The 24,181-nt window shown below is 40.2% G+C and carries 23 protein-coding genes; 6 read left to right on the top strand and 17 right to left on the bottom strand.

The window, feature by feature from the left end; translation table 11 throughout:
- Nucleotides 1-145: 145 nt before the first annotated feature.
- Nucleotides 146-1,375, top strand: coding sequence for a GTPase HflX (hflX, locus tag DEU42_RS13235; protein ID WP_114758785.1), 1,230 nt, complete (start codon nucleotides 146-148; stop codon nucleotides 1,373-1,375).
- A gap of 58 nt (nucleotides 1,376-1,433) precedes the next feature.
- Here hflX and DEU42_RS13230 read toward each other — a convergent pair whose 3' ends face one another.
- From DEU42_RS13230 to DEU42_RS13205, 6 genes are all read right to left on the bottom strand, one after another.
- Nucleotides 1,434-2,324 (bottom strand): DUF3078 domain-containing protein, encoded by an 891-nt coding sequence (locus DEU42_RS13230; protein WP_114758784.1) that lies wholly within the window; start codon nucleotides 2,322-2,324, stop codon nucleotides 1,434-1,436.
- Nucleotides 2,325-2,392: 68 nt separating this feature from the next.
- Nucleotides 2,393-2,899 carry a DUF2480 family protein gene (locus tag DEU42_RS13225; protein WP_114758783.1) on the bottom strand — a complete coding sequence of 169 codons (507 nt, stop codon included), beginning with the start codon at nucleotides 2,897-2,899 and terminating at the stop codon, nucleotides 2,393-2,395.
- Between the two features lie 48 nt (nucleotides 2,900-2,947).
- A complete protein-coding gene (locus tag DEU42_RS13220; RefSeq protein ID WP_114758782.1) occupies nucleotides 2,948-3,271 on the bottom strand; it encodes an SUF system Fe-S cluster assembly protein in 324 nt (107 codons plus the stop codon).
- Nucleotides 3,272-3,279: 8 nt separating this feature from the next.
- Complete coding sequence (locus tag DEU42_RS13215; protein WP_114758781.1) at nucleotides 3,280-3,699, bottom strand: SufE family protein; 420 nt, start codon at nucleotides 3,697-3,699, stop codon at nucleotides 3,280-3,282.
- Nucleotides 3,700-3,703: 4 nt separating this feature from the next.
- Entirely contained in the window at nucleotides 3,704-4,159 is a 456-nt protein-coding gene (locus tag DEU42_RS13210) for a hypothetical protein (RefSeq protein ID WP_147278122.1), read from the bottom strand.
- 28 nt (nucleotides 4,160-4,187) lie between these two features.
- Nucleotides 4,188-5,402, bottom strand: coding sequence for an aminotransferase class V-fold PLP-dependent enzyme (locus DEU42_RS13205; RefSeq protein WP_114758790.1), 1,215 nt, complete (start codon nucleotides 5,400-5,402; stop codon nucleotides 4,188-4,190).
- Nucleotides 5,403-5,712: 310 nt separating this feature from the next.
- On the opposite strand from DEU42_RS13205, the gene DEU42_RS13200 reads away from it, so the two are divergent.
- Genes DEU42_RS13200 through DEU42_RS13185 form a run of 4 tightly spaced genes read left to right on the top strand, consistent with a single transcriptional unit; the run spans nucleotide 5,713 to nucleotide 9,446 of the window.
- Nucleotides 5,713-6,594 carry a hemin ABC transporter substrate-binding protein gene (locus DEU42_RS13200; RefSeq protein WP_114758789.1) on the top strand — a complete coding sequence of 294 codons (882 nt, stop codon included), beginning with the start codon at nucleotides 5,713-5,715 and terminating at the stop codon, nucleotides 6,592-6,594.
- Nucleotides 6,584-7,618, top strand: a complete 1,035-nt coding sequence (locus tag DEU42_RS13195) for a FecCD family ABC transporter permease (protein WP_114758779.1) — start codon at nucleotides 6,584-6,586, stop codon at nucleotides 7,616-7,618. The genes DEU42_RS13200 and DEU42_RS13195 overlap by 11 nt, the downstream gene beginning before the upstream one ends.
- A gap of 3 nt (nucleotides 7,619-7,621) precedes the next feature.
- The gene (locus DEU42_RS13190) at nucleotides 7,622-8,398 is read left to right on the top strand and encodes a heme ABC transporter ATP-binding protein (protein ID WP_114758778.1); all 777 of its coding nucleotides are present in this window, start codon (nucleotides 7,622-7,624) and stop codon (nucleotides 8,396-8,398) included.
- A gap of 10 nt (nucleotides 8,399-8,408) precedes the next feature.
- On the top strand, nucleotides 8,409-9,446 hold the full coding sequence (locus DEU42_RS13185; protein WP_114758777.1) for a hemin-degrading factor: 1,038 nt from the start codon (nucleotides 8,409-8,411) through the stop codon (nucleotides 9,444-9,446).
- Between the two features lie 87 nt (nucleotides 9,447-9,533).
- Here DEU42_RS13185 and DEU42_RS13180 read toward each other — a convergent pair whose 3' ends face one another.
- The 6 genes from DEU42_RS13180 to rnpA all read right to left on the bottom strand — a co-directional run bounded on the left by DEU42_RS13180 (nucleotide 9,534) and on the right by rnpA (nucleotide 16,279).
- The gene (locus DEU42_RS13180) at nucleotides 9,534-10,352 is read right to left on the bottom strand and encodes an OmpA family protein (RefSeq protein ID WP_114758776.1); all 819 of its coding nucleotides are present in this window, start codon (nucleotides 10,350-10,352) and stop codon (nucleotides 9,534-9,536) included.
- Nucleotide 10,353: 1 nt separating this feature from the next.
- Nucleotides 10,354-12,348, bottom strand: a complete 1,995-nt coding sequence (locus DEU42_RS13175) for a KUP/HAK/KT family potassium transporter (protein WP_114758775.1) — start codon at nucleotides 12,346-12,348, stop codon at nucleotides 10,354-10,356.
- Between the two features lie 127 nt (nucleotides 12,349-12,475).
- Nucleotides 12,476-13,303: a sulfurtransferase gene (locus DEU42_RS13170; protein WP_114758774.1), complete on the bottom strand. Its 828-nt coding sequence runs from the start codon at nucleotides 13,301-13,303 to the stop codon at nucleotides 12,476-12,478.
- 51 nt (nucleotides 13,304-13,354) lie between these two features.
- Nucleotides 13,355-14,992, bottom strand: a complete 1,638-nt coding sequence (locus DEU42_RS13165) for a S41 family peptidase (RefSeq protein ID WP_114758773.1) — start codon at nucleotides 14,990-14,992, stop codon at nucleotides 13,355-13,357.
- Nucleotides 14,976-15,821: a DUF4349 domain-containing protein gene (locus tag DEU42_RS13160; RefSeq protein WP_114758772.1), complete on the bottom strand. Its 846-nt coding sequence runs from the start codon at nucleotides 15,819-15,821 to the stop codon at nucleotides 14,976-14,978. Before DEU42_RS13160 ends, DEU42_RS13165 begins: the two co-directional genes overlap by 17 nt.
- Nucleotides 15,822-15,889: 68 nt before the next feature.
- Nucleotides 15,890-16,279 (bottom strand): ribonuclease P protein component, encoded by a 390-nt coding sequence (gene rnpA / locus DEU42_RS13155; protein WP_114758771.1) that lies wholly within the window; start codon nucleotides 16,277-16,279, stop codon nucleotides 15,890-15,892.
- A 302-nt stretch (nucleotides 16,280-16,581) separates the two neighbouring features.
- Between rnpA and DEU42_RS13150 the strand changes: the two genes are divergently transcribed.
- Nucleotides 16,582-16,836: a hypothetical protein gene (locus tag DEU42_RS13150; RefSeq protein WP_147278121.1), complete on the top strand. Its 255-nt coding sequence runs from the start codon at nucleotides 16,582-16,584 to the stop codon at nucleotides 16,834-16,836.
- A gap of 252 nt (nucleotides 16,837-17,088) precedes the next feature.
- Here the strand turns inward: DEU42_RS13150 and DEU42_RS13145 are convergent, their stop codons facing one another.
- From DEU42_RS13145 to sufB, 5 genes are all read right to left on the bottom strand, one after another.
- Complete coding sequence (locus DEU42_RS13145; RefSeq protein ID WP_114758769.1) at nucleotides 17,089-18,153, bottom strand: HmuY family protein; 1,065 nt, start codon at nucleotides 18,151-18,153, stop codon at nucleotides 17,089-17,091.
- 10 nt (nucleotides 18,154-18,163) lie between these two features.
- A complete protein-coding gene (locus DEU42_RS13140; protein ID WP_114758768.1) occupies nucleotides 18,164-20,338 on the bottom strand; it encodes a TonB-dependent receptor plug domain-containing protein in 2,175 nt (724 codons plus the stop codon).
- A 168-nt stretch (nucleotides 20,339-20,506) separates the two neighbouring features.
- Nucleotides 20,507-21,823, bottom strand: coding sequence for a Fe-S cluster assembly protein SufD (sufD, locus tag DEU42_RS13135; RefSeq protein WP_114758767.1), 1,317 nt, complete (start codon nucleotides 21,821-21,823; stop codon nucleotides 20,507-20,509).
- A 1-nt stretch (nucleotide 21,824) separates the two neighbouring features.
- A complete protein-coding gene (sufC, locus tag DEU42_RS13130; RefSeq protein ID WP_114758766.1) occupies nucleotides 21,825-22,571 on the bottom strand; it encodes a Fe-S cluster assembly ATPase SufC in 747 nt (248 codons plus the stop codon).
- A gap of 142 nt (nucleotides 22,572-22,713) precedes the next feature.
- Nucleotides 22,714-24,162: a Fe-S cluster assembly protein SufB gene (gene sufB / locus DEU42_RS13125; protein ID WP_114758765.1), complete on the bottom strand. Its 1,449-nt coding sequence runs from the start codon at nucleotides 24,160-24,162 to the stop codon at nucleotides 22,714-22,716.
- Between the last annotated feature and the right edge of the window lie 19 nt (nucleotides 24,163-24,181).

Genomic DNA, 24,181 nt, shown 5'->3' with positions numbered 1-24,181 from the left:
TTTAATCTCCAAATTTAAAAAAATATAACATATACATAACAATTTAGTGAAATTTAACATATTTTCTATAAAAAGGTGTTTTTGCAAACAATTTGAAAATCTGATCTCTTATTTTTCGTAATTTTACATCTTTTATCACAAAGATATGCTTGAAAAAGAGACCATTAAATTTGAAAGGACAGTCGTAGCGGGAGTGATTACACAATCCCAAAGTGAAGAAAAGCTTAACGAGTACCTTGACGAATTAGATTTCTTAACATTTACCGCCGGGGGTGAGGTTATTAAACGATTTTCGCAGAAAGTGGATCGTCCTAACCCAAAGACCTTTCTTGGAACCGGTAAAATTGAAGAAATAAACACTTATATTAAGGAGAACAATATATCTACCATAATATTTGACGACGAACTTTCGCCCGCACAGCAAAAAAACCTGCAACGTGTTTTCGAAATTAAGGTGTTAGACAGAACCAACCTTATCCTTGACATTTTTGCGCAAAGAGCACAAACTTCTTATGCCCGTACTCAGGTAGAGCTGGCTCAGTATCAATATCTGTTACCAAGACTATCGGGTATGTGGACTCACCTTGAACGTCAGCGAGGTGGTATTGGTATGCGTGGTCCCGGAGAAACTGAGATCGAGACCGACAGACGTATCGTACGCGACCGTATCGCTTTACTTAAGGAGAAGATCCGTACCATAGACAGGCAGATGGCCGTACAGCGCAGCAACCGTGGTGCCATGGTAAGAGTAGCCCTTGTAGGATATACTAACGTAGGTAAGTCTACACTTATGAATGTTATCAGCAAGAGCGAGGTGTTTGTAGAAAACAAACTTTTTGCAACACTTGATACTACTGTACGTAAAGTAGTTATCAAAAATCTTCCGTTCCTGTTATCAGATACGGTAGGGTTTATCAGAAAGCTACCTACACAGCTTATCGAATCATTTAAGAGTACACTTGACGAGGTTCGTGAAGCCGACCTGTTATTGCACGTTGTTGATATTTCGCATCCTGAATTTGAAGACCATATCGCATCGGTAAACCAAATCCTTCAGGACATCAAGAGTATTGATAAGCCTACAATCATGGTGTTTAATAAAATAGATGCTTACAAGCCGCTTACTATAGATCCGGATGACCTGATGACTGAAAGAACGTCACGTCACTATTCAATTGACGAATGGAAAGCCACCTGGATGAGCAACGTTGGTGAAAAGAATGCCCTGTTTATCTCTGCCACCAATAAAGAGAATTTTGAAGAATTCAGAGAAAAGGTTTATGAAGCCGTTAGAGAAATACACATAACACGTTTCCCTTATAACAAATTCCTTTATCCTGATTATAAAGAGAATTTTGCTGAAGAAAAAGAATAAAAAAATGCCCTCTACACATTGTGAGGGCATTTTTTTATTCTTATATAAGTTCTTACTATTAGAATCCATAGTTAGCGGCTACACCAAACACCTGCCTAACCTGTAATCCCTGATAGGCATTATCGTCATAAATAGTCTGGAACGAAAGATTGGTAGTAAGGTAACGGTTAATGCGTAATACGATATTCAACTGATAATTAATATCCACATTCTGCGGATCTTCCAGATAGTTGGAATATAAGCCTAAAATGTTTTCGAAGGTTACATTAGCAATTACATCAAGCTTATAATACATCCCGGCGCTAAAACCCAGCTCGTATCGCATTGATTCACCTTCCTTAACACCAAAATAAGCCTCATCCGGCAATGTATATTTAGAATCTACAAAAGTGAACTTTGATGTTGCCGGCGAAAGGTTGATATAAAAATTATCATCTCTTTTATACAGCATACCTGGCCCAAGCATTAAATATCCCGGTGACATTAGGTTAGTATATTCTTCCCTTATTTCTGCCCCAAACTCATCTTTGCCATAGTTGTATCCTTTGGTAAATTGTGTCCTGAAATTCATTAGAAATGAATATGACCAACGCTCAGTTGCCTTTTTACCTAAAATAGAATTCAGTTCAAAGCGGTCATCGGTTTTCTTGGCAAATGAAGAGTTTCTTGTCTTAACAATACCGTAAGATGCAATTACTTTGTTATCCCAGGTCCAGTCTTCTTTCTTATAATTAAAATCATAGTTAATACCAAGTGTACCCGAGATATTGTTTTCACCTCCGGCAACCCAGTTATCAAAAGTAGACTGATTAAAAAGTAATGATGCGGTACCATTAGTATACCATGGGCCAATGGTATCTTTCGGGATAAGTTTTTCGGCCTCGCTTTGTTGTGCATTAGCGCTTAAAACACCTATAAGGCATAGCACTAAAAGTAGATTTCTCCTCATAATTTGTTGCTATTTACACAAATATAACCAATTATGAGGAGCTCTCTAAAAATGAAATTATAAAAAAACTATCTTTTTTTAAACAAAGGTACTGAGGAGCATGCCTCACCAAACATAATGCTTTTTGCTACAGGCATCAGTTTTTGAGTAGCCATAACATAAGCTTCCTGAGGTACAGGTTTACGAGAGCAACCTTTTATAATAACGGGCTTACCTTCATATTCGGTAACATCAAGGCTATTGATAATATCCTGATATAACTGAATATTGATTTCTTCCACCCTGCCCTGTACTATTTTTTTTGCCACAGGCTGCAAATAAGTAGATATAAGCATATAAGCCCATGCCGGTACTATAGCGTCGGTACTGCAAAATAAGGCAATATATTTACCACTATATTGTTCCCAGTTGTGGTTCTTAAGTGCATCACGAAATTCTTTCTCACGTAATACAAATCCTTCCCATAACCAGCCGGATATATCTACGCCCATACGTTCTCCTTCAGGATAATAATTTTCAAGATCAAATACCTGGAGCACACTATTCGCAACGCGGTTTATTATTTCTTCTTCCATCTTTAAGTTCCGGTGTTAAACTGTCAACCGTTAACTGATAACTTTAAATTAAAGCATTCCAAGCTCCAGCTTAGCCTCTTCGCTCATAAGGTCGCGGCTCCATGGTGGGTCGAAAGTAATCTCAACCTCGGCAGCGCTAACACCCTCAATCTTTTTGATCTTCTCCTCTACTTCCATAGGAAGGCTTTCTGCCACAGGACAGTTAGGCGATGTAAGTGTCATAAGAATCTTTACTTCGTTATCCGTATTTACCATAACATCGTAAATAAGACCCAGTTCGTAGATATCCACAGGAATCTCAGGGTCGTATATTGTTTTAAGCACTTTAACGATATCTTCGCCCAGTTGTGCAGTGTCTATTTCTTGTTCCATAATTATATTTAGCTTTTGGCACTAAAAGCCAGTGCATACATTTTTATTTGTTTAATCATCGATACCAATCCGTTGGCTCGTGTAGGTGAAAGATGTTCTTTTAATCCTATCTCATCTATAAAATCAGTATCGGCCTCAAGGATGTCCGCAGGCTTCTGGTTTGAAAAAACACGGATAAGGATAGCAATGATACCTTTAGTTAAAATGGCATCACTGTCGGCTGTAAAAACCACATTGCCGTCATTCTGCTCACCATGTAGCCAAACCTTACTCTGGCATCCTTTAATAATGTTTTCGTCCGTTTTATATTGATCCTCTACGAGCGGAAGCGAATTGCCAAGGTCTATAACATATTGGTAACGCTCCTCCCAATCATCAAACATTGAGAATTCGTCAATAATCTCTTCCTGTATTTCTTTAATGCTCATTATATTACTTCTTGTTCAAATCAGATATTGAAACTATTTTATTTACTAATGACGCAATTTCAGCCGGAGGATTTCCGTGGTCAAAAGTAGTACTGCGGTATTCTTTACCCTCTTTAATAACTTTTACATTAGCAGCAAGTGCAGCATCGGCATGGTTTTTATTTGATGGTGCTTTAAGACTGTTAAGTCCGTCAAGGTTAACATTAGCGGCTGCAGCTGTAAGTTTATCCCAATCACCTTTAGACGTAGGCTTGCTCACAACATTTTTCATATCGCGATCTTTAATAGTAACAATACTATCCTTAGTTACAACCACTTTATTGTAAGCTCCGCGAGTTATTGCTTCATATTCAAATGATAGTGCTGAAGCTGATTTTTCATCGTTTGCCACAGCTGTTTTCTTTGAAGAACATCCCGCTGCAAGCATGATGGTAAACAGTACTAATACAATCTTTTTCATAGTTGATTTTGTTTGGTTTATGTTTTATTTATCCCAGCATTCGTTGGGCTTTAAGCACTGCCTGAACCAGTGCGTCTATTTCTTCTTTTGTATTGTAAAATGCAAAGGATGCTCTTACTGTACCCGGAATATCAAAAAAGTTCATTACCGGCTGTGTACAGTGGTGGCCTGTTCGTACTGCAATACCCATTTTATCTACAATTGCGCCAATATCGTACGGATGTATATTACCAATATTAAACGATATTACCGATGTTTTGTTAGCTGCTGTACCAATGATCTTCAGCCCTTCGATTTCAAGAAGCTTTTCGGTTCCGTAATGCAGCAGTTCAGTTTCGTAAGCTGCAATGTTATCAAGCCCTATCGTGTTAAGATAATCAATTGCTGTGCCAAGCACGATACCCCCTTCTATATGAGGTGTTCCTGCTTCAAATTTATGCGGCAGCCCGGCATAGGTTGTTTTCTCAAAGGTAACCTCTTTAATCATCTCACCCCCTCCCTGATAAGGCGGCAGTTTTTCTAACCATTCTTCTTTACCATAAAGAATTCCAGAACCCGTAGGCCCACACGCTTTGTGCCCTGAGAAAGCATAAAAATCGCAATCAAGCGCCTGAACGTCTATCTTTAAATGCGGTGCTGCCTGAGCTCCGTCTATAAAAACAGCTGCACCTGCGGTATGTGCCTTTTTAATAATATGCTCAATAGGGTTAATGGTTCCTAATGAGTTTGAAATATGGTTAACAGAAACTATTTTAGTTTTTTCGGTAAGCAGGCGTTCAAACTCCTCCATGACAAGCTCACCATGCTGATTCATTGGTATCACAACCAGTTTAGCACCGGTACGTTCGCATAACATTTGCCAAGGCACAATATTGCTGTGGTGCTCCATTGCCGATATCATAACCTCATCACCTGTTTTTATTAAAGCCGAGAAGCCATTAGCCACCAGGTTTACACCATGAGTAGTACCCGCGGTAAACAATACCTCATGAGCATGTTTAGCATTAATATGCTTTTGGATGGTTTGGCGCGAAACCTCGTAAGCATCAGTTGCCAACTGGCTCAGGGTATGAACTCCACGGTGAATATTGGCATTGATAGTACTGTAATAGTTGCTTATTGCATCTATCACGATCTGGGGTTTTTGTGATGTGGCGGCATTATCAAAGTAAACCAACGGTTTGCCGTTTACCGTTTGGTTAAGTACCGGGAAGTCGTTCCTGACGTTTTGTATATCTAGCATTTCAGTATCTCCTGTATTAGCGCCCTTCAGGCATCGTATAACAAAATTCCATGCAAATTTACGGCTTGTTTTTGTAATAACCGTTTTTTGCCATAACATTTAAGAATGTGGTTATTAATTCCATTTATCTCCACTCCGAAATTTGCTCTCTTGTTAATGTTATGGGATTAAACATAACGTTTACATAGATAATTTAATTTTTAATCAGTCTAAATTTAATGTTTTTTGTCTTTGCAGATAATGATTTATGAAGTATGTTTGCGTTTTATTTAGATTAATTAAAAACAATATATTCTAACCAATGAGAAAAATTAAACACATTGTGATGCTTGCCTTAGTACTATCGGCAGCGATATCGTGTAAAAAAGAAGAAAAAACAACTGAAGCAACTACAGTAACAACTGATTCGGTAGCTCCTGTAAAAAAGGAGAAAATAGTTTCGCTTAATGGTGCTGTTACTGAGATTGTTGCTGCATTGGGCCATGAAAAAGAAATTGTAGGCCGAGATGTAACAAGTACTTACCCGGAAAGCATAAAAACCTCAGCTAAAGACCTTGGACATATGCGTTCAATTTCAATTGAGGCCATAATGGCATTACAGCCTACGATTATCCTTGCAACGGATAAGGACATGAGTCCTGAACTACTTGAAAAAATAAAAAAATCAGGTATTAAGGCTGAAGTATTCAAGCAAGACTTCACAACAGAAGGCAGCAAAAAACTTATCGCTGAAGTAGCAAAAGCGCTGAACCATGCCGATTACAAAGCTCTTGAAGAAAAAATAGATGCAGACCTAAAAAATGTAAAACCTATTGCTAACGCCCCTAAAGTGCTTTTCATCTACGCACGTGGTGCTAATATGTTAATGGTTAGCGGAACAGGGACACCTGTAGAAAAAGCGATTGAACTTGCAGGCGGTAAAAATGCTGTAACTGATTTTGCTGACTTTAAACCACTAACTCCGGAAGCACTTATAAAAGGTAATCCTGATGTGATACTTATGTTCGATTCCGGGCTTGGAAGTCTTGGCGGACCTCAGGGTGTGCTTAAAATACCCGGAGTTGACAAAACCAATGCAGGAAAGAATAAAAAAATAATATCTATGGACGGAGCACTACTTTCAGGCTTCGGACCACGTTTAGGCGAAGGAGTTGCACAAATGAACGGCCTGCTGCTTAACAATGCAAAATAAACTTTCCATATACCTTCTATTCAGTTTACTACTGTTGGCTTTGCTGGCAGTAGTTTCACTCTATACGGGGGTTTATGTTTTTGAAAAACACACTATTGCCGAGACTATAAGCGGCATATTCAATAACGACGGATCGGTATCGGACAGCGACCGTTTTGTAATTATGGATCTCAGGCTGCCACGCATTGTTATGGGCATACTCATAGGCAGTGCGCTGTCGGTATCCGGAACCTGTCTTCAGGGTATGTTCCGAAACCCTCTTGCCACCCCCGATTTATTGGGTATTACAGCAGGAGCATCGCTTTTTGCCGCTATCACCATTGTTTTAGGCGCCTATATAAAGCCTTACATACCTGAAGTATTCCATTTTTCGCTATTGAGCATAATGGCATTTATTGGTGCACTGATTACCATGATGCTGGTATACCGCATGAGCACCATTGACGGAAAAACCAACATTGTTGTAATGCTGCTCACAGGCGTTGCTATTACAGCACTTGGTTTTGCGGTTATGGGGCTGCTTATTTACCTTTCAAAGGAAGAAGAGCTGCGCGATCTTACCTTTTGGAACCTTGGCAGCCTTGGCGGAGCCACCTGGACAAAAAACGGTATACTGGCAGTAGTAATAATAGTTTGTTACAGTTTTCTCATAAACAAAGGCAAAGCGCTTAACGCCATGATGCTGGGCGAAAAAGATGCCGAACACCTTGGCATTCCTGTAGAACACATTAAAAAACAAATTGTAATACTAACAGCTCTTATGATAGGTTGCTGCGTAGCCTTTGCCGGAACCATAAGTTTCGTGGGGCTAATCGTGCCATACATATTACGTTTAATATTCCGCTCCAACTACCATATTATTTTGCCGTTATCAGCAGTTTGGGGAAGCCTGCTGCTGCTTACGGCTGATACAATTAGCAGAACGATAGCACCACCAAGCGAGATTCCGATAGGTATACTCACAGCTTTTATGGGGGCGCCCATTTTTATAATAATACTGATAAGAAGCAGGAAAACAATGTAAATCATGTTAGAAGCTCAGAACATATCCTATTCACACCGAAAGTTCTCTATTCTTGAGGGCATTGATGTGGCCGTAAACCACAGCGAACTGCTAGTGATCGTTGGTCCTAACGGTGCCGGTAAATCAACACTGCTTAGTTTGCTGGCTAACGAGTTAGGAAGCGGTAAAGAGACTGTTTTCTTTAAAAAGAAAACCTTCCGCGAATGGGACGATAAAGAGCTTGCTCACAGTAAGGCCAAGTTTTCGCAAAATAACAGCCATGACATCCCGCTTACGGTTCAAAATGTAGTAATGATGGGGCGTTACCCCTATTTCGGTTCCATACCACGTAAAACCGACGAAGAAGCTGTTTTAAAAGCAATGCAGGAAACCGATGTAAGCCATCTGGCACAAAGGGACTACAACTCGCTTTCGGGCGGAGAAAAGCAGCGTGTACATCTCGCAAGGGTGCTTACTCAGCTGGACAACGAAGTAGAAAATACACTTATCTTTTTAGACGAGCCATTAAACAATCTTGATGTGCTGCACCAGCACCGCATCATGCATACTATTAAAAAATTTACACAGGCGGGACATACCGCTGTAATGGTGCTTCACGACCTAAACCTTGCAGCGCAGTTTGCCGACAGGGTAATGCTGTTGAAAAAAGGAAAGATCGTTAGCCACGATATTCCGCAAAAGGTATTTACCCGTGAAACCATCAGTACGGTATATAATTTTCCATGTACCATCTGCCCTAATCCAGTAAACAATAACCCATTAATAATTTTTGGAACTTAATATATTAATTATGAGTACAACAACAAATTCACTGAAATCGCAGTGGGAGGCAATGAAAGCCGAAAACCCACACTTAAGAATAAGAAACGCAGCCGAGCAGCTTGGTGTTAGCGAAGCAGAACTTGTCGCGACAAGCATAGGCGACACCGTAACGCGTCTTCGCCCTGAATTTGCAGCAATACTTACCGAAGTTGAGAAGCTTGGTAAAGTAATGGCGCTTACACGCAATGACGAATGTGTTCATGAGCGCAAGGGTGTTTATCTTAATCCTGATTTCAGTTCTCCTTTCGCAAGTGTTTTTGTAGGTGAGGACATCGACCTTCGCCTTTTCCTTACTCATTGGGATAAAGCATATGCAGTAGCAGAAAAAAGTGAGCATGGCGACAGAAAAAGCCTTCAGTTCTTCGGAAAAGACGGCCTTGCCATCCACAAGATATATTTAACAAAAGACAGCAACGAAGGGGCATTTGATACTCTGGTTGCACAATTCAAATCGGATAACCAAAGTACAGAAGAAACAACGGTTGAAGTTCCGCTAATCATTGACGAGAAACCGGATTCAGAAATTGACGTTCCTGCTTTCCACGAGGCTTGGTTAAACCTGCCTGATACCCACGCATTCTTTGGTATGCTTAAGAAATTTGGCGTTACAAGAACACAGGCACTTCGCCTGGCTCCAAACGATCACCTGGCAAAACAAACAACTAAAGAAGCTGTTGTAAAAATGCTTGAAGGTGCTGCCGAGCGAAAACTACCTATCATGGCATTTGTAGGTAACAGAGGTAACATCCAGATCCACACAGGGCTTGTTCGTAAAACAATGTGGCACAACCAGTGGTTCAATGTAATGGATCCAGATTTTAACCTGCATCTTGATACTGACAAGATCGCTCAGGTATGGATCGTGCGCAAGCCAACTGCCGACGGTGAAGTAACAGCGCTTGAGGTGTACAACGAAATGGGTGAGATCATCGTTCAGTTCTTCGGAAAAAGAAAACCGGGCAATCCTGAACTTACAGAGTGGAGAGAACTTGTAGCTTCGCTATAATCCAATCAGGTTATATAGATTCAAATTACAAAGCAAGAAAGCCGCTCAATGAGCGGCTTTCTTATTATAAACTTGACTAAGTAATGATTAAATCCCTGTAATAACCAGCTCAACACGGCGGTCATATTCGGTTCCCTTACCTAATGGAACTGTATTTCCGTAACCTTTATGTGTCATTCTGCTTGCCGGGATCTTTTTAGAAATAAGGTACTTGTAAACTGCAAAGGCTCTGTTCTTAGAAAGTTCGCGCTTACGCGTATCCTTGTCTATTGCTTCCTTCTGGAACGTTGGCGTACAGCAAATGTGCCCCTGTATCTCAAACTTTATGTTTTTGTATTTTATTAAAAACCTGGCCATCTTATCAAGTTCAGCCTTTGATTTGGTAGTAAGCTTACTGCTGCCACGCTCAAAAAGGATATTATCAAGATAAATATGGTCGCCCACAATTACATCCTTTTTAAGGGCATTATAAGTACCCGGCTCTAACTTGGGTGGTGGAAGCGGTTTAAAATTCACTGTAACGTCTACACGGCGGTTTTTAGAGCGTGCTTCCGATACATTGTCTATATCTTCTTCAAGCAATATACGTCCCTTTCCCTCTATCGTTACAATAATCTTGTTTCTAATACCACGCCCTAACAGCGTATCGCGTATGGTATTAGCCCTGTTGGTAGACAATTTAAAATTATACTCATCTTTACCCCGGTCGTCGCAGTAGCCAAATATTTGTATCGACTCAATTCGGGCAGTGTCAATAGCTTTAATAAAAGCGACTACATTGTTGCCCTGCTTATCGTCAAGGTTGTACTTATTAACATCAAAGTACACCGAATAAACGGTTTCTTCTTGTGAAAGTGCAATATTTGAAACTAAAAATGCGAGTAGTATGTAAAGTGATTTTCTCATTCTAATGATGTGGTTCTTTTGAGGGACAATCGTCTATCCTGACCATATTAAGATCTTCCGGGGGATGGATTACGATAGGGAACTTCTCAACCTTTACCGAACTGCTGTCAAGCCCAAAGGCACGCCCTTCCGAAAGGCTGATTTTTTTAAGTACAAAGTAAATATCAAGTATGATTCTTTCATACCACGGCAAATCGTTGTCGTATGAAAGGAATTTTTCTATAATCACAAACTTAAAGTCTCCTATCACGTTATTTCTGTTAAGTGAGGCATAACGGCTGAAAATATCTACCTCGCTGCGCTTAACCATGTCACGCACCACCTGCTTAAACATCAGGTTTATTCTTGGCGCCACACGGAAGCCAAGGTAAAAGTCTACCCTAATAACGTCATCTTTCATGATTTCGCGTACGCGATACTCCATTTTGTAAGGCTCATCTACCACATTTACGTGAACAAACCAGTAAATATCGGCACGCTTAGGCCTTTTTTGTAAGATGGAATATATAATTTTCGACTCGATCTCATCACCCAGCTGGGCATTGGTCATGTATACCAGGTGCGTTGCATATTTAGGGATAGATAAATCGTTACTAAGTTCTGAAAGTACGGTTTTATAATTGGCAATCTTAGTAAACTCAGTATATTCACTACGAATACGTTTAGCTGTAAACCACACAGCCATGATCATAGCCAGCAAACCGGCAATACCCAGCGACACATAGCCTCCATGGTGGAACTTACTGATATTAGCGATAAGGAACGATATCTCTATTGCAAAATAAACCGAGATAACGGCAATGATAAGAAACTTGTTATAACGCTTCATTACCATATAATAGCCCAGTAGCGTAGTGGTCATGAGCATACACAACACTATCGCAAGACCATAAGCCGCTTCCATGTTTCCTGATTCCCTGAAGTGAAGCACAATAAACACACAGCCAAGGAACAACAACCAGTTGATTGACGGAATATATAACTGCCCTCGCAGGTCTGTTGGGAATTTAACCGAAACCTTAGGCCAGAAGTTAAGACGCATGGCCTCAGAAATCAATGTAAACGAACCGCTTATCAATGCCTGAGATGCAATTACCGCCGCCGATGTAGCAATAGCGATACCAAACGGAAGAAACCAGTCCGGCATTAGCAAATAGAAAGGGTTACCCGGATTAGACGGGTTTCCGCTTAATGTTGTAAGTGTCTGTCCTGCATGAGAAATAAGATATGCGCCCTGTCCGAAATAATTCAGTACAAGCATCGTTTTTACAAATCCCCAGCTCACGCGAATGTTTTGTCTTCCGCAGTGGCCCATATCGCTATACAACGCCTCTGCACCTGTAGTACACAGGAACACAAAACCTAATACATAAAAACCTTCGTGATGTATGCTTAGCAAATGGAATGCATAGTAAGGATTAAGGGCTTTAAGCACCGATATGTTTCCTAATAACGGAATGATACCTAAAACACCCAGCATACCAAACCATAACAACATCATTGGTCCGAAAAACTTCCCTATGAATTTACTTCCGAAACGCTGAATAAAGAAGAGTACGAATAGAATGCTTATTACAATAGGCACAGTATCAAGACCCGGCTGATAGGTTCTTAAACCCTCAATAGCAGATGAAACCGAGATGGGCGGTGTAATAATACCATCGGCCAAAAGTGCACTACCACCAATGATAGCCGGCACGATAAGCCCTTTCTTCTTAAGTCGCTTAACAAGTGTGTAAAGAGAGAAAATACCACCTTCACCTTTGTTATCGGCCTTTAAGGTAAGATAGACATACTTGATTGTTGTTTGTAATGTCAAAGTCCAGAAAATACAGGACAAAGCGCCCAGGACAACCTGTTCTTCAATAGGCTGTTCGCCTATAATTGCTTTCATTACATAGAGAGGGGAAGTTCCTATATCTCCGTAGATGATACCCAAAGTAACCAGCAAACCGCCAAGCGTTACCTTGTTGAGTTGTATGTGATTGGTGCTCACGATATTTTTATATTAAATAACAAAGGTAGTACTTTTATAAAAAATGAATGTGAAGAAGCCGATTATTTCACTTACAAAATACTACAATGCTTTTTTTGACTTAAATAAATAATTGTTTTTCAATATATTACTCACCTACAGCAACAGTTTTGCCTCTTCCTGACCACTCGCTCCATGACCCTACATAAAGCCTGGGCAAAGGCAAGCCCGCATAATCTATTGCCAGCAGGGCATGACAAGCTGTAACCCCGGATCCGCAATGCACTATAACATCTTTGGTGTTTGTATCTCCCAATACTTCCAAATATTTTTTGGCCAGTATTTCCGGCTCTAAAAAAAAGCCATCAGCATCAAGATTTGTTTCATAAGGAACATTGATAGCTCCGGGAATATGCCCGGCAATGGCATCCAGCGGTTCTGTTTCGCCCCTAAAGCGTGCGGCTGCCCTTACGTCAATAATTTTCATGGAATTATCGGCAGCTTTTTCAACATCATCTATATAAGCCTGAGGCAATTGCCATTGGGTAAAAACATAAGGCGCTGCCGGTTCCGAAAGCTCTACCAGATCGCTTAGTGGAAATCCTGCTTTTGCCGCTGCAGTCACTCCTCCGTTTAAAACCTGGACATTTTTATGGCCCGCCGCTTTTAGCATCCACCAAAAGCGCGCCGCCGACAATGCCCCATTCTTATCGTCATATACCACAACGTGGCTGTGAGGTTTTATACCAAGCCTTCCCAGCACAGCTCCAAAAGAAACAGGATCAGGAAGCGGATGCCTCCCCCCTTTTGCGGCATTATCCGGAACATTCGCCATATCGGTATTCAGGTCTATATGTTTAGCTCCTTTTAAATGCTGCATGCCATAGCTTACAACATTACCGGCATCTATAATAACAACATCATTGGCCTTTACCAGTTCGATCAGGTCTAAAGGCTGAATTATAGGCTTTACCATGACTATTATAAATTATAAAGCCCTCATGCCTGTGGCAGAGGGCTTTGGTTATTATTTAGAAAGTATCTTGTTATACTCTGCCGTATTACTAAGTAATGCCACCGATTTTTTAATTTCAGGATTGCTTGTTACATAGTACTTATACAGTCCTTCTTTATACTGGTAACGCTTAATAAGTTCATCAAGCAGCAGGTCTTTGATTTCCTGCTTGTGCAAATTCAGTTCCTTTTCTTCACTTTTTTGCAGCGCGGCCAGCAATTGCTGGTATTCTGCCGAAATACTTGCATCTATCTTCTCTTTTTTGGCAACTTCCATCATTGCTTTAAGTGATTTTTCAGTTTCAGTATCAAACTGGAAGTTATCTTTTTTGAGCGATTGCTTAAAGGCTTCAAAGTCGGCATCCGTTATCGTTGGTATGGTAGTGCCTAAGTTTGGATTTTTATAGTAATAAGTTGTCGCATAGTTAAAAATGCCATCGTTTTTAACCAATGCGTCTGATATCGGACTTTGTTTTGCCTCTTCCAGTTCTACATCGGGCAAAATTCCTCCTCCGTCATAAACCGTTCTTCCTTTTTTAGTCTTAAAGGCGTTATAGTCTTTTTTGTCGATGCGTATTGCCTTACCGTCGGCATCTTTGTGAGCATAATCAAGAGCCTGTATACCTCTGCCCGACGGCGTATAATAACGTGATATGGTAACTTTTACCTGAGTTCCGTAAGTAAGGTCAAGCGGTCGCTGAACCAATCCTTTACCAAAACTTCTGCTACCCACAATTACGGCACGGTCAAGGTCCTGAAGCGCACCCGAAACAATCTCTGATGCCGAAGCACTGCTTCCATTTACCAGCACCACTAACGGAATTTCAAGGTCTACTGGTGGTTTTTGGGTTTTATAGGTATTGTTGTAGTTTTCGTTTTTCGATTTTGTTGTAACGATAATTTCCCCCTGGGGCACAAAAAGGTTACATACGTTCACGGCTTCATTTAGCAAACCTCCCGGATTACCTCTCAGGTCAAGAATTATGCTTTTTGCCCCATCAGCCTTAAGCTGCAGCAAAGCAGCCTTCGTTTCAGATGATGCCTTACCGTTAAACTGCGAAAGCACAATATAGCCTGTATCTTTTCCTACCATACCAAAAAACGGTACGGCTTTTATATCCACCTCGTTAAGTACTATCTGCGTAGTATAGGTCTTGCCCTGGCGAACATATTTAATATCTACTTTGGTATTTTTGGTTCCTTTAAGCAGTTCACCTGCATCTTCCTTAAAATCAACAAGGTTTACATCGCCTATCTGAATAATTTCGTCGCCGGCTTTTAGCCCTGCCTTATCGGCAGGATAATCTTTATAAGGTTCTTTTACGATAAGTTTTCCTTCTTTACGGGTAATAAGCGCACCTATTCCGGTGTATTCTCCGGTATTGTTTATCTTAAATTTGGCTACATCCTGTTCGTTAAAGTATACCGTATATGGGTCAAGGTCAGTAAGCATGCTCTTGATGGCCTTATCCATCAACTGCCCCGGGTTTACCTCATCTACATAGTTATTGTTTACCGTTTTAAACAGGGTTGTAAATATCTCTATCTGCTTGGCGATCTCAAAGAAATCATTCTTAAAGCTCACCCCAACAAATAAAAACGCCGATGCCGCTGCAGGCACCACATATCTTCTTTTAAGAATTCCCAACATATTTCTTTCTCTTTAGTTTTTTCCTCACAATAAGGAAAGCAATCACGAAAATAAGGATAAAAGGCCAAAAGTAAAGCAAACCGATAAAGAAACTTGAAAGGCTGTTAAATCCGGATACAATGGCGTTCCACATTTTAGAACCAAAAGACACTGTTGCATCAGGCTGTTCAGCCGTTTCCTTATAAAATTCAATATTGATGGTGCTAAGTGCAATCCGGCTTTTCATATAACGCAACTGCCCTTCTTTAGCTTCAATTTCTTCACGTATTGCAGACAGCTCCTTCTCAATCTCCAAAATCTCCGATACTTTTTTTGCTTTCCCAATAAGCTCCAGATAGCGCTGTTCTAAAATTTTCTTGGCTTTAATGCGCGCATCAGTATCAATATATTCTTCGGTAACATCAAGAGATGATATTTCCTTGGTGTCAAAGTACTTTACCCCTTTGCTTATATCTGCCATAAATGCATCAAAATACTTAGCCGGTATGCGAACGGTCATGGTGCGGGTTAACTCATAGCGTGTTTTGCCTTCAGTGTCATTCTGTACGTGGGCCTGATATTTTTTTACGCTCTTGGCTATAGCTTCTGCCGTTGCGGGCAGGTCGTCCGTTTCAAAACGCAGGTTAGCATTCTTAATGATCTTTTGTTCAGGATATGCTACTCCGCCGTCAGGAATTGCCTTATCGGCATTCTCCATCGGTGCCATGCTTACAGCCGCCGCTGGTGCTTCTTCTACGGCTGCAATAGCCGAATCTTCTTTGTAATGGTTGGCATCCTCTTTACAGCCGCTCAGTACAAGCAAAAAAATAAATACAATGATTGTTCTCATAGGGTTGGTGATTTACCCTTGTAACGCAAAAGCCATTACTCTTAGTGTGAGCAAACTAAAAGTAAATACTACAGCTGTTCCTGAGCAGCGAATTTTTCGAAAAGCTGAATGGTTTTAGTATTTATTTCCTCAAACGAAAGACGGTCTTTGGTCTGATAAAAAAACATAAAAGCATATGGGCGGTCAAGCCTGTCTGTAATAATATGCTTATGATGACGATAAGTCTCACGCAACAGGCGCTTAAAATAATTGCGGTCATGCGCCCTTTTAAAATGTTTTTTCGACACCGAAACACCCATTTTAAGTGGAGCACCATCAGTATAAGCTTCATCAATAGGAACATATACCAAACGCAACGGATATTTAGAAACCGATTTCCCTTCGGTAAACATGAGGTCTATCGTGGTACGGCTTTTCAGTTTTTCCTGTTTTGGATATGTATATTGCCCTTTTTGCATGCCGCAAAGGTAATTCAATTGATTGATTATTTCTTACTACCCAATTTGCATTGAAATTCAGCTATACATAAATCGCTGTTTTCCACAGAAATTTCTACAGAATCTCTACATTTTCTACAATTTATTCAGTTTCAGTATTTAATCACTATGTAGCTGCTAAACATATTTTTAAATATAAAAAACACTGATTATCAATATCTTACATTTAAAAATACACAATCCATTGCTATAGGTTCAGGTTCGTCGGCATTATAGTTGCACTAATCTAAACACGGAAATAAATCAAAAAAAATAAAAACCACATGAAAAAAGTATTTTTAAGCGCCCTAATGCTAACAGGTGTTATGGCAATGGCACAGGAAAAACCGGCTCAGACTCCTACACAACCAGCTACACCGGCTCAGACAACACAAACGGCAGCTCCCGCTGCTAAAGAAGTAAAACCAGCTACACAGGCACAGCCTGCAACTGCGCAACCGGCTAAAAAAGCAGAGGCAACCGTAAAGGAAGAAAAAGCTGAAGTTAAAAAGGCTGACCCAGCTAAAAAATCTAAATAATTTTTTAGCGCCATTATATATAAATGCAGGTTTACTATTTTGCCTGCTGAAGAACCCCTTGACGGAACAGTCAGGGGGTTTTTGTTTATTGTTAGGGTAAAATAGCGCTTCTGGGGGATTTTTTTTCTCGCTAAAGAAGTATTTATGAGTTTCGAAACCAAAAAGCTGTTAAACCTCCTTAAAAATCGAAAATCCCGACAGGAATGTACTACCCGCCGGGATTCAAAATAAAACAAAAACTAACTCATTATATTATTTAAGCAACTGGTATTCGAAAACAGGGAAACCTCTTTCGCCTTCAGTGCTTACCATAGAGATAAATCTGATTTTATAAATATTACCTTCTGCGTCTTTCACAACAAAGAAAACATTATTAAATACCGCTCTGGTAAATACATCTCTCCAGTCAGCACCAATAGTTCTTTGGTCAGCACTATAGTCATGTTCCTCAACATTCGCCAGTGTAAATGCTGTATATGCAGCAGCATCACCTTCAACTTTAAAAGCTTTTACGCCTGCTTTGTTGTTAAGAACAATAAAGTCTGAATAGAAATATGCGCCCGCTGAAACACCATTTTGAAACACTTCATTGGTAAATGTTGTAAAGTTAAGATCCCATTGTGCTTTCACAGGCTCCGCTTTTACCTCAACACCATTTACAAGGCTAAAGAAAACATGATTATAAGCGGCATCTTTTGTTATGGAAACAGTTGTAGGCGTTGTAGCATCAAGGTTAGCATACTGCAGTTTATAACCTGATCCATCCTTCCATACTTTTACTTTTTTCCATCCTCTTTGTGCACCTGCAACATTTGTAGATCCCGCAGCCGGTTTTTCTGTAGGCACACTGTTACCAAGATTTACAAGATATACGCTTGCAGCAGCCTCACTTTCTGCAATGCTACCAAAGGCAGTACTGTTGATATCTCCCGTAGGATTATCAACATAGGCCATGTTTTCTGCCTGGAAAGTACCAACAGCCACTGTAGCATCAGATTGCTGAACAGTAGTAATATCGGTAGTTTCCAGTTTTTTTACTGCCATACCTATCGATCCGTTTATCACCACATGTGCTTCAGACCCTGAATAGAAACCAAGTTCCCATGCATCGCGTGGTGTCGCAGCGGCGGCTTCGCCGCTAAGGTCTACATATACCTGATTACCTTGTGTAGCACCGCCTATGTTAAGTGGGTGTTCTGCGCTTCCAAAAACCGTTCCGTCTGAAACAGGAATTATTGGGTCTATTTTACTGTTATCATCACCACTGCAGGCAGCCAGTGTCATGAATGCAAATGATAAAAGAGCTATTTTTTTCATATATAAAATATTAAATATTGAGGTTGTACGTAAGTTTCAGGAAATAAGACCTGCCATATCCCATAAGCAGGCTGGTAGATCCGGCAGAGTGAGCTCCGGCATTAGAAGCTACACTCGAACGTATATTCACTACATCAAAGATATTTCTTGCGCCAAATGTAACGTCGAACTTTTTTTCAAAGAAGGTCTTTCTTACCGATGCATCCATAAGGCTGAATCCTTCAATATCCTGTAGTATATATTCAGGCGTTGAAAGTGATCCATTTTCTACATACTGCTGAGTTTTTCCATTCAGCTTGTAGTATAGTGTAAATATTGTATTCCATTTCGGAACCGTATAAGCCACGTTTGTATTAAACTGGACATTATACAGGAATTTATCATCTGCCTTTACAACCCCGTTACTAAGATCTCTTGAGATACCCACAACGATAAGACCCGCTTTAGCCTGCCAGTTTTTATAGTTAAGCTGATGCGTGGTTGAGAAATTCCACATTTGGTATTTATCAATATTGATAAACTTGTATTGAAGGTTAGGATTAAAACCAACTATTACCTGCTCAATACGGTCATCAATAGTTATATAGCTCGCTGCAGCAGTATTTACAAGCTGAAGTCCTGATTCGTAAAAAGTTGTTTTCTTTCCACTTAACTCAAAAGAATTTGCAGTTTCTGGCTTAAGGTCTTCGTTTCCTCGTATGTCATGATTTGCATCTACCATGTAGGTATAAAGCTCATCGTAGGTAGGGGTTCTGTACGATCTTCCGTATGAAGCTCTAACTTCATGCCCGTTAGTGTATAATTGTCTTAATCCCAAAGAAGCAGCCCACTGGTCTTCAAACCTTGACTGAAAAGAATAGCGAACTCCCGGACGGATAGAGAATCGCTCTGTAACTGCAATTTCAGCAGCACTAAATAAATCATAGTTCTCTAATCTTTTATTGAGATTTACACCCTGTTGATCCGGGTTATTAAAAACACCACCTAAAGACGATGTATAACCATTAGTGTTTACCGCCTCATAGCCAACCTGAACATCTATTTTTTTGTTATTTAGTATATTACTGATGTTACCTGTAGAATATAGCACTTCTGTATCCTGGTAAGTTTCGCTTTTATTGTTGGCCTCTTCGCCCGTCTGTATGTAATATTTAAAGGTTTCTACATCCCTTTTCTGTCGTTGATGCGACACAGACACATTATAATTGCGACCCAAAACCTTACCCACAACATTTAAGTGATGGTAAAATTTATTAGTATCATAACGCCTGTCATTTGAGACACGATACGTACCCACACCTGTCACAAATTCGTCAGTAACCACAGGATCGTAATAATCAAGGTGCTCATCAAAATAATCGAATTTGTAAAAAATCCTGAAATTCCCTTTTTGATACCGCACCAGTGCATTGGTAAAATATTGCTCTTTTGGCAGCCAGCTATATCCCCTGTCGTGCTCAGGATCCGGATTTGCAGGATCATAAGCCGTATAGTCACGCCCTCCCCTTTCATCAATATAGCCTTTAAAATCATTCCTGTTGCCTCCTACAGATGCATACCAATTGTCGTTAATGGTATGTGCTACCCTTAAAGCCTGAATATGGCGCCCTTTGTCTCCAAAAGGAACATATTCGTCGCCTATGGTTTCTTCCTGAACCGTAGCGCTCAGTTCCCATTTATTTTTACTATTCTTTTTAGTAATAATGTTAATGATACCACTAACTGCATTTGCTCCATGGGTTACACCCATTGCCCCTTCTATAATCTCAATTTGCTGAACATCATCAAGATTTATCTGCGTAAGGTCTACATTATTACCCAGTCCTGTATCGCTTACTAACGGAACGTTATCTACCAGCACTTTAAGATAATTACTATCCAGACCAAACATAGAAACTGTAGACCGGCCCGACTCATTATTTGGTCTAACAGTTATATTCAGGTATTGGTTAAGAACATCTGCGAGGTTGTTTCCCGCCTGGCGTTTTATATCTTCAGCAGATATAACACGGACATTAAAAACCGATTTTTTTATGGATTGAGGCTCTATCTGTCCGGTTACCACCACTTCTTCCAATTGTGTATTTGTAGCGGGTTTAAGAGTATCTGTAGCGGTTTCCTGAGCTAATGTAGAGAAGCTTATAAAGGATACTATAGATAAAAACGCTTGTGCTTGCTTGTACATTACTAACTTTAGTTAGATTAATTCTAAATAGAATGCAAAACTAACTCTAGCGATTTATATATCCAAATTATTTTTATTAATTCTAAATAAAGATTTGTAAGAAAGCGAATAGATGGAATAAAAAAAGCCCCCAAATGGAGGCTTATATATTGTTTCAGTGATACTATATTAAAGGTCAAAACCCATACTTACACCCAATTTAGAGGCAATAAGCTTAGTAATCCTGTTTTTAAGTTCCGGAATTCTGATGCTCTCGATAACCTCATTGCTAAATGCATACATAAGTAATGCTTTAGCCTCTCTTTGAGGTATACCACGGCTTTGCATATAGAACATGGCATTGTCATCCAGCTGGCCTATTGTACAACCGTGAGAACATTTTACGTCATCAGCAAAAATCTCAAGCTGTGGCTTAGCATTTATAGTGGCTTTATCGCTTAAAAGTATGTTGTTATTCTGTTGGAAAGCATCTGTTTTCTGAGCTTCTTTCTCAACATAAATCTTACCGTTGAAAACACCCGTAGCGTTATCATCAAAAATACCTTTGTAATTCTGGTGGCTTTCACAATTAGGTTCAGCATGCTGCACAAGCGTGTAATGGTCTACAAGCTGTTTATCGCCAATGATGGTAATTCCTTTAAGCGTACTTTCGACGCGCTCACCCTGATGGTAAAAATTCAGGTTATTACGGGTAATATTACCTCCAAAAGAGAAAGTGTGTACCGATGCATTACTGTTTGCTTTTTGAGCGATATAAGTGTTATCCACTAAATTAGCGCTTTGCAGGTCGTTCTGAATCTTGTAATAATCAACAACTGCTCTTTCCTGTACAAATATCTCGGTTACAGCATTTGTAAGCACCGGATTCCCGTTAAGGCTCTGGTGTCTTTCAATAATTTGTACCTGAGCATTCTCACCCACAATTACAAGGTTACGTGGCTGAACCATAAGCGCAGCCTCATTTCCTGTAGAGAAACACATGATCTCGATAGGCTTATCTACAATCTTTCCTTTAGGAATGTTGATGTAAGCGCCTTCGCTTGCAAATGCTGTATTTAACGAAGTAAGGCTGTCTTCAGTATTTGCGATCTTGTTGAAGTAAGTATCAACAATCTCTTTATATTTTGGTTTGGTAAGTGCCGATGACATAAGGCAGATATCAACCCCTTCATGCGTCGTAGACGACAGGAACGAACTGAAAACACCATCAATAAGCACCACTTTGTAAGTGTCGATTTCGTGGATGAAATACTTCTTCACATCAGCATATTCTACTACGTTTTCCTTTTTAGGGAAAACGCTGAAATCGTTCTTTAGCACCGCATTAAGCGATGTATATTTCCATGCTTCCTCCTTTTTGGTAGGAAAGCCTTTGGTTTCAAAATTCTTTATGGCTTCAGTACGTACTTCGTGTAAATCGGAATCCACATCAACACGCTCCTCAAAAGCCATGAAAGAAGATAATAGCTTTTCTTTCAAATCCATCTTAGTTCTCCGATTTAATCCAGTCGTAACCTTTTTCTTCAAGTTCAAGGGCAAGTTCTTTACCTCCCGATTTCACGATCTTACCGTTGTAAAGTACATGTACAAAATCAGGAACAATATAGTCAAGAAGCCTTTGGTAGTGCGTGATTACGATAACCGCGTTGTCTTCGCTGCGAAGCTTGTTCACACCGTTTGCAACAATACGAAGTGCATCGATATCAAGACCGGAATCTGTTTCGTCAAGAATAGCAACTTTTGGTTCAAGCATTGCCATCTGGAAGATTTCGTTACGTTTCTTCTCACCGCCTGAAAATCCTTCGTTAAGCGAACGGGAAAGGAATTTACGGTCTATCTCCAGCATTTCGCTTTTCTCACGGATAAGCTTAAGCATTTCGTTAGCAGGCATTTCATCCTGTCCTTTTGCTTTACGGCTCTCGTTGATAGCAGTTTTCATGAAGTTAGTAACCGATACTCCCGGAATTTCTACAGGGTACTGGAACGAAAGGAAAACACCTTTGTGCGCTCTTTCTTCAGGAGCCAGTTCGCCAATGTCTTCACCTTCAAGGATGATCTCACCATCAGTTACTTCATAATCCTCTTTACCGGCAATTACTGATGAAAGCGTACTCTTTCCTGATCCGTTAGGACCCATGATAGCGTGTACTTCACCAGCTTTTACTTCAAGGTTAATCCCTTTCAGGATTTCTTTATCTTCAACACGAGCGTGTAAATTCTTAATACTTAACATTACTATTTGTTTCGGGTTCAGGGTTTTGGGTTCTGGGTTCTACTCAAACCCAATTCCTCATTCCCTTATTTATTATTGTTTGTATATTCTAAATTCTTATTGTCGGGCGCAGTTCAACACTAAACTCAAAACCCGAAACTCTTTATCCCACTGATCCTTCTAACGAAATCTCAAGTAGTTTTTGCGCTTCAACGGCAAATTCCATCGGCAGTTTGTTCAGTACATCTTTACTGAAACCGTTTACGATAAGCGCAATCGCTTTCTCAGTAGGGATACCCCTCTGGTTACAGTAGAATACCTGATCTTCACCAATTTTACTGGTAGTAGCCTCATGTTCTATCTTAGCCGTAGTATTTTTAGACTCGATGTACGGGAAAGTATGCGCACCACAGTTGTTACCCATCAATAATGAGTCACACTGCGAGAAGTTACGTGCGTTTTCTGCCCTCGACCCTATCTGTACAAGACCACGGTAGCTGTTTTGCGATTTACCTGCCGATATACCTTTAGAAATGATCGTACTCTTAGTGTTTTTACCAAGGTGAATCATTTTTGTTCCTGTATCTGCCTGCTGAAAGTTATTAGTTACCGCAATAGAATAAAACTCTCCAATAGAGTTATCTCCTTTAAGCACACAGCTTGGATATTTCCATGTCACAGCAGAACCTGTTTCTACCTGTGTCCATGAAATTTTAGCGTTCTTTTCGCAAAGACCACGTTTTGTTACAAAGTTGAATACACCACCTTTACCCTCTTTATTACCAGGGAACCAGTTTTGTACTGTGCTGTATTTAATTTCTGCATCATCCATTGCAATAAGTTCCACGACTGCAGCATGCAGCTGGTTCTCATCACGCGATGGTGCAGTACAACCTTCAAGGTAACTCACATAACTGCCTTCATCGGCAATTACAAGCGTACGTTCAAACTGTCCTGTACCCGCCTGGTTAATACGGAAATAGGTTGAAAGCTCCATTGGGCAACGTACTCCCTTAGGGATATAACAGAAAGAACCATCAGAGAATACCGCCGAGTTAAGCGCTGCATAAAAGTTATCTTTTTGCGGCACTACCGAACCTATGTATTTCTTAACCAACTCCGGGTGTTCTTTTATAGCCTCAGAAATCGGGCAGAATATGATGCCTTTTTCAGCAAGTGTTTTCTTGAATGTTGTAGCCACTGATACCGAGTCTACCACAATATCCATTGCTATGTTATTCATTTTTTTCTGCTCATCAAGAGATATTCCAAGCTTTTTGTACATCGCCAATAGCTCTGGATCTACATCGTCAAGCGTTTTATTAGGATCAACCGTTTTTGGCGCAGAATAGTATGATATTGCCTGAAAATCAGGCTTCTCATAATGTACGTTAGCCCATTCCGGCTCAATCATTTCCTGCCAGGCACGAAAAGCCTCAAGCCTCCACTCCGTCATCCATTCAGGCTCTTCTTTCTTTTTAGAAAGTGCCCTTACGACGTCTTCGTTAAGCCCAATAGGAAATGTTTCAGATTCAATGTCAGTATAAAAACCGTACTCGTATTCTTTGTTCTCAAGTTCGATCTTTAATTCCTCTTCAGTGTACTTACTCATTATTAGTTTATTAAAAGAT

It is taken from the genome of Flavobacterium sp. AG291 (genome assembly GCF_003350375.1).
GTDB classification, from domain to species: Bacteria; Bacteroidota; Bacteroidia; order Flavobacteriales; family Flavobacteriaceae; genus Flavobacterium; species Flavobacterium suzhouense.
The sequence above is the reverse complement of the archived record's forward strand: the minus strand, read 5'-3'. Positions and strand labels throughout refer to the sequence as shown.

Excerpts from the sequence above, each read along its gene's own strand:
- sufD (WP_114758767.1), bottom strand. The coding sequence starts at position 21,823 with ATGGATTTGAAAGAAAAGCTATTATCTTCTTTCATGGCTTTTGAGGAG.
- DEU42_RS13150 (WP_147278121.1), top strand. The coding sequence starts at position 16,582 with ATGAAAAAAGTATTTTTAAGCGCCCTAATGCTAACAGGTGTTATGGCA.
- rnpA (WP_114758771.1), bottom strand. The coding sequence starts at position 16,279 with ATGCAAAAAGGGCAATATACATATCCAAAACAGGAAAAACTGAAAAGC.
- sufC (WP_114758766.1), bottom strand. The coding sequence starts at position 22,571 with ATGTTAAGTATTAAGAATTTACACGCTCGTGTTGAAGATAAAGAAATC.
- DEU42_RS13230 (WP_114758784.1), bottom strand. The coding sequence starts at position 2,324 with ATGAGGAGAAATCTACTTTTAGTGCTATGCCTTATAGGTGTTTTAAGC.
- DEU42_RS13170 (WP_114758774.1), bottom strand. The coding sequence starts at position 13,303 with ATGGTAAAGCCTATAATTCAGCCTTTAGACCTGATCGAACTGGTAAAG.
- DEU42_RS13220 (WP_114758782.1), bottom strand. The coding sequence starts at position 3,271 with ATGGAACAAGAAATAGACACTGCACAACTGGGCGAAGATATCGTTAAA.
- DEU42_RS13195 (WP_114758779.1), top strand. The coding sequence starts at position 6,584 with ATGCAAAATAAACTTTCCATATACCTTCTATTCAGTTTACTACTGTTG.
- DEU42_RS13165 (WP_114758773.1), bottom strand. The coding sequence starts at position 14,992 with ATGTTGGGAATTCTTAAAAGAAGATATGTGGTGCCTGCAGCGGCATCG.
- DEU42_RS13180 (WP_114758776.1), bottom strand. The coding sequence starts at position 10,352 with ATGAGAAAATCACTTTACATACTACTCGCATTTTTAGTTTCAAATATT.
- hflX (WP_114758785.1), top strand. The coding sequence starts at position 146 with ATGCTTGAAAAAGAGACCATTAAATTTGAAAGGACAGTCGTAGCGGGA.
- DEU42_RS13160 (WP_114758772.1), bottom strand. The coding sequence starts at position 15,821 with ATGAGAACAATCATTGTATTTATTTTTTTGCTTGTACTGAGCGGCTGT.
- DEU42_RS13205 (WP_114758790.1), bottom strand. The coding sequence starts at position 5,402 with ATGCTAGATATACAAAACGTCAGGAACGACTTCCCGGTACTTAACCAA.
- sufB (WP_114758765.1), bottom strand. The coding sequence starts at position 24,162 with ATGAGTAAGTACACTGAAGAGGAATTAAAGATCGAACTTGAGAACAAA.
- DEU42_RS13190 (WP_114758778.1), top strand. The coding sequence starts at position 7,622 with ATGTTAGAAGCTCAGAACATATCCTATTCACACCGAAAGTTCTCTATT.
- DEU42_RS13225 (WP_114758783.1), bottom strand. The coding sequence starts at position 2,899 with ATGGAAGAAGAAATAATAAACCGCGTTGCGAATAGTGTGCTCCAGGTA.
- DEU42_RS13210 (WP_147278122.1), bottom strand. The coding sequence starts at position 4,159 with ATGAAAAAGATTGTATTAGTACTGTTTACCATCATGCTTGCAGCGGGA.
- DEU42_RS13140 (WP_114758768.1), bottom strand. The coding sequence starts at position 20,338 with ATGTACAAGCAAGCACAAGCGTTTTTATCTATAGTATCCTTTATAAGC.
- DEU42_RS13185 (WP_114758777.1), top strand. The coding sequence starts at position 8,409 with ATGAGTACAACAACAAATTCACTGAAATCGCAGTGGGAGGCAATGAAA.
- DEU42_RS13215 (WP_114758781.1), bottom strand. The coding sequence starts at position 3,699 with ATGAGCATTAAAGAAATACAGGAAGAGATTATTGACGAATTCTCAATG.
- DEU42_RS13145 (WP_114758769.1), bottom strand. The coding sequence starts at position 18,153 with ATGAAAAAAATAGCTCTTTTATCATTTGCATTCATGACACTGGCTGCC.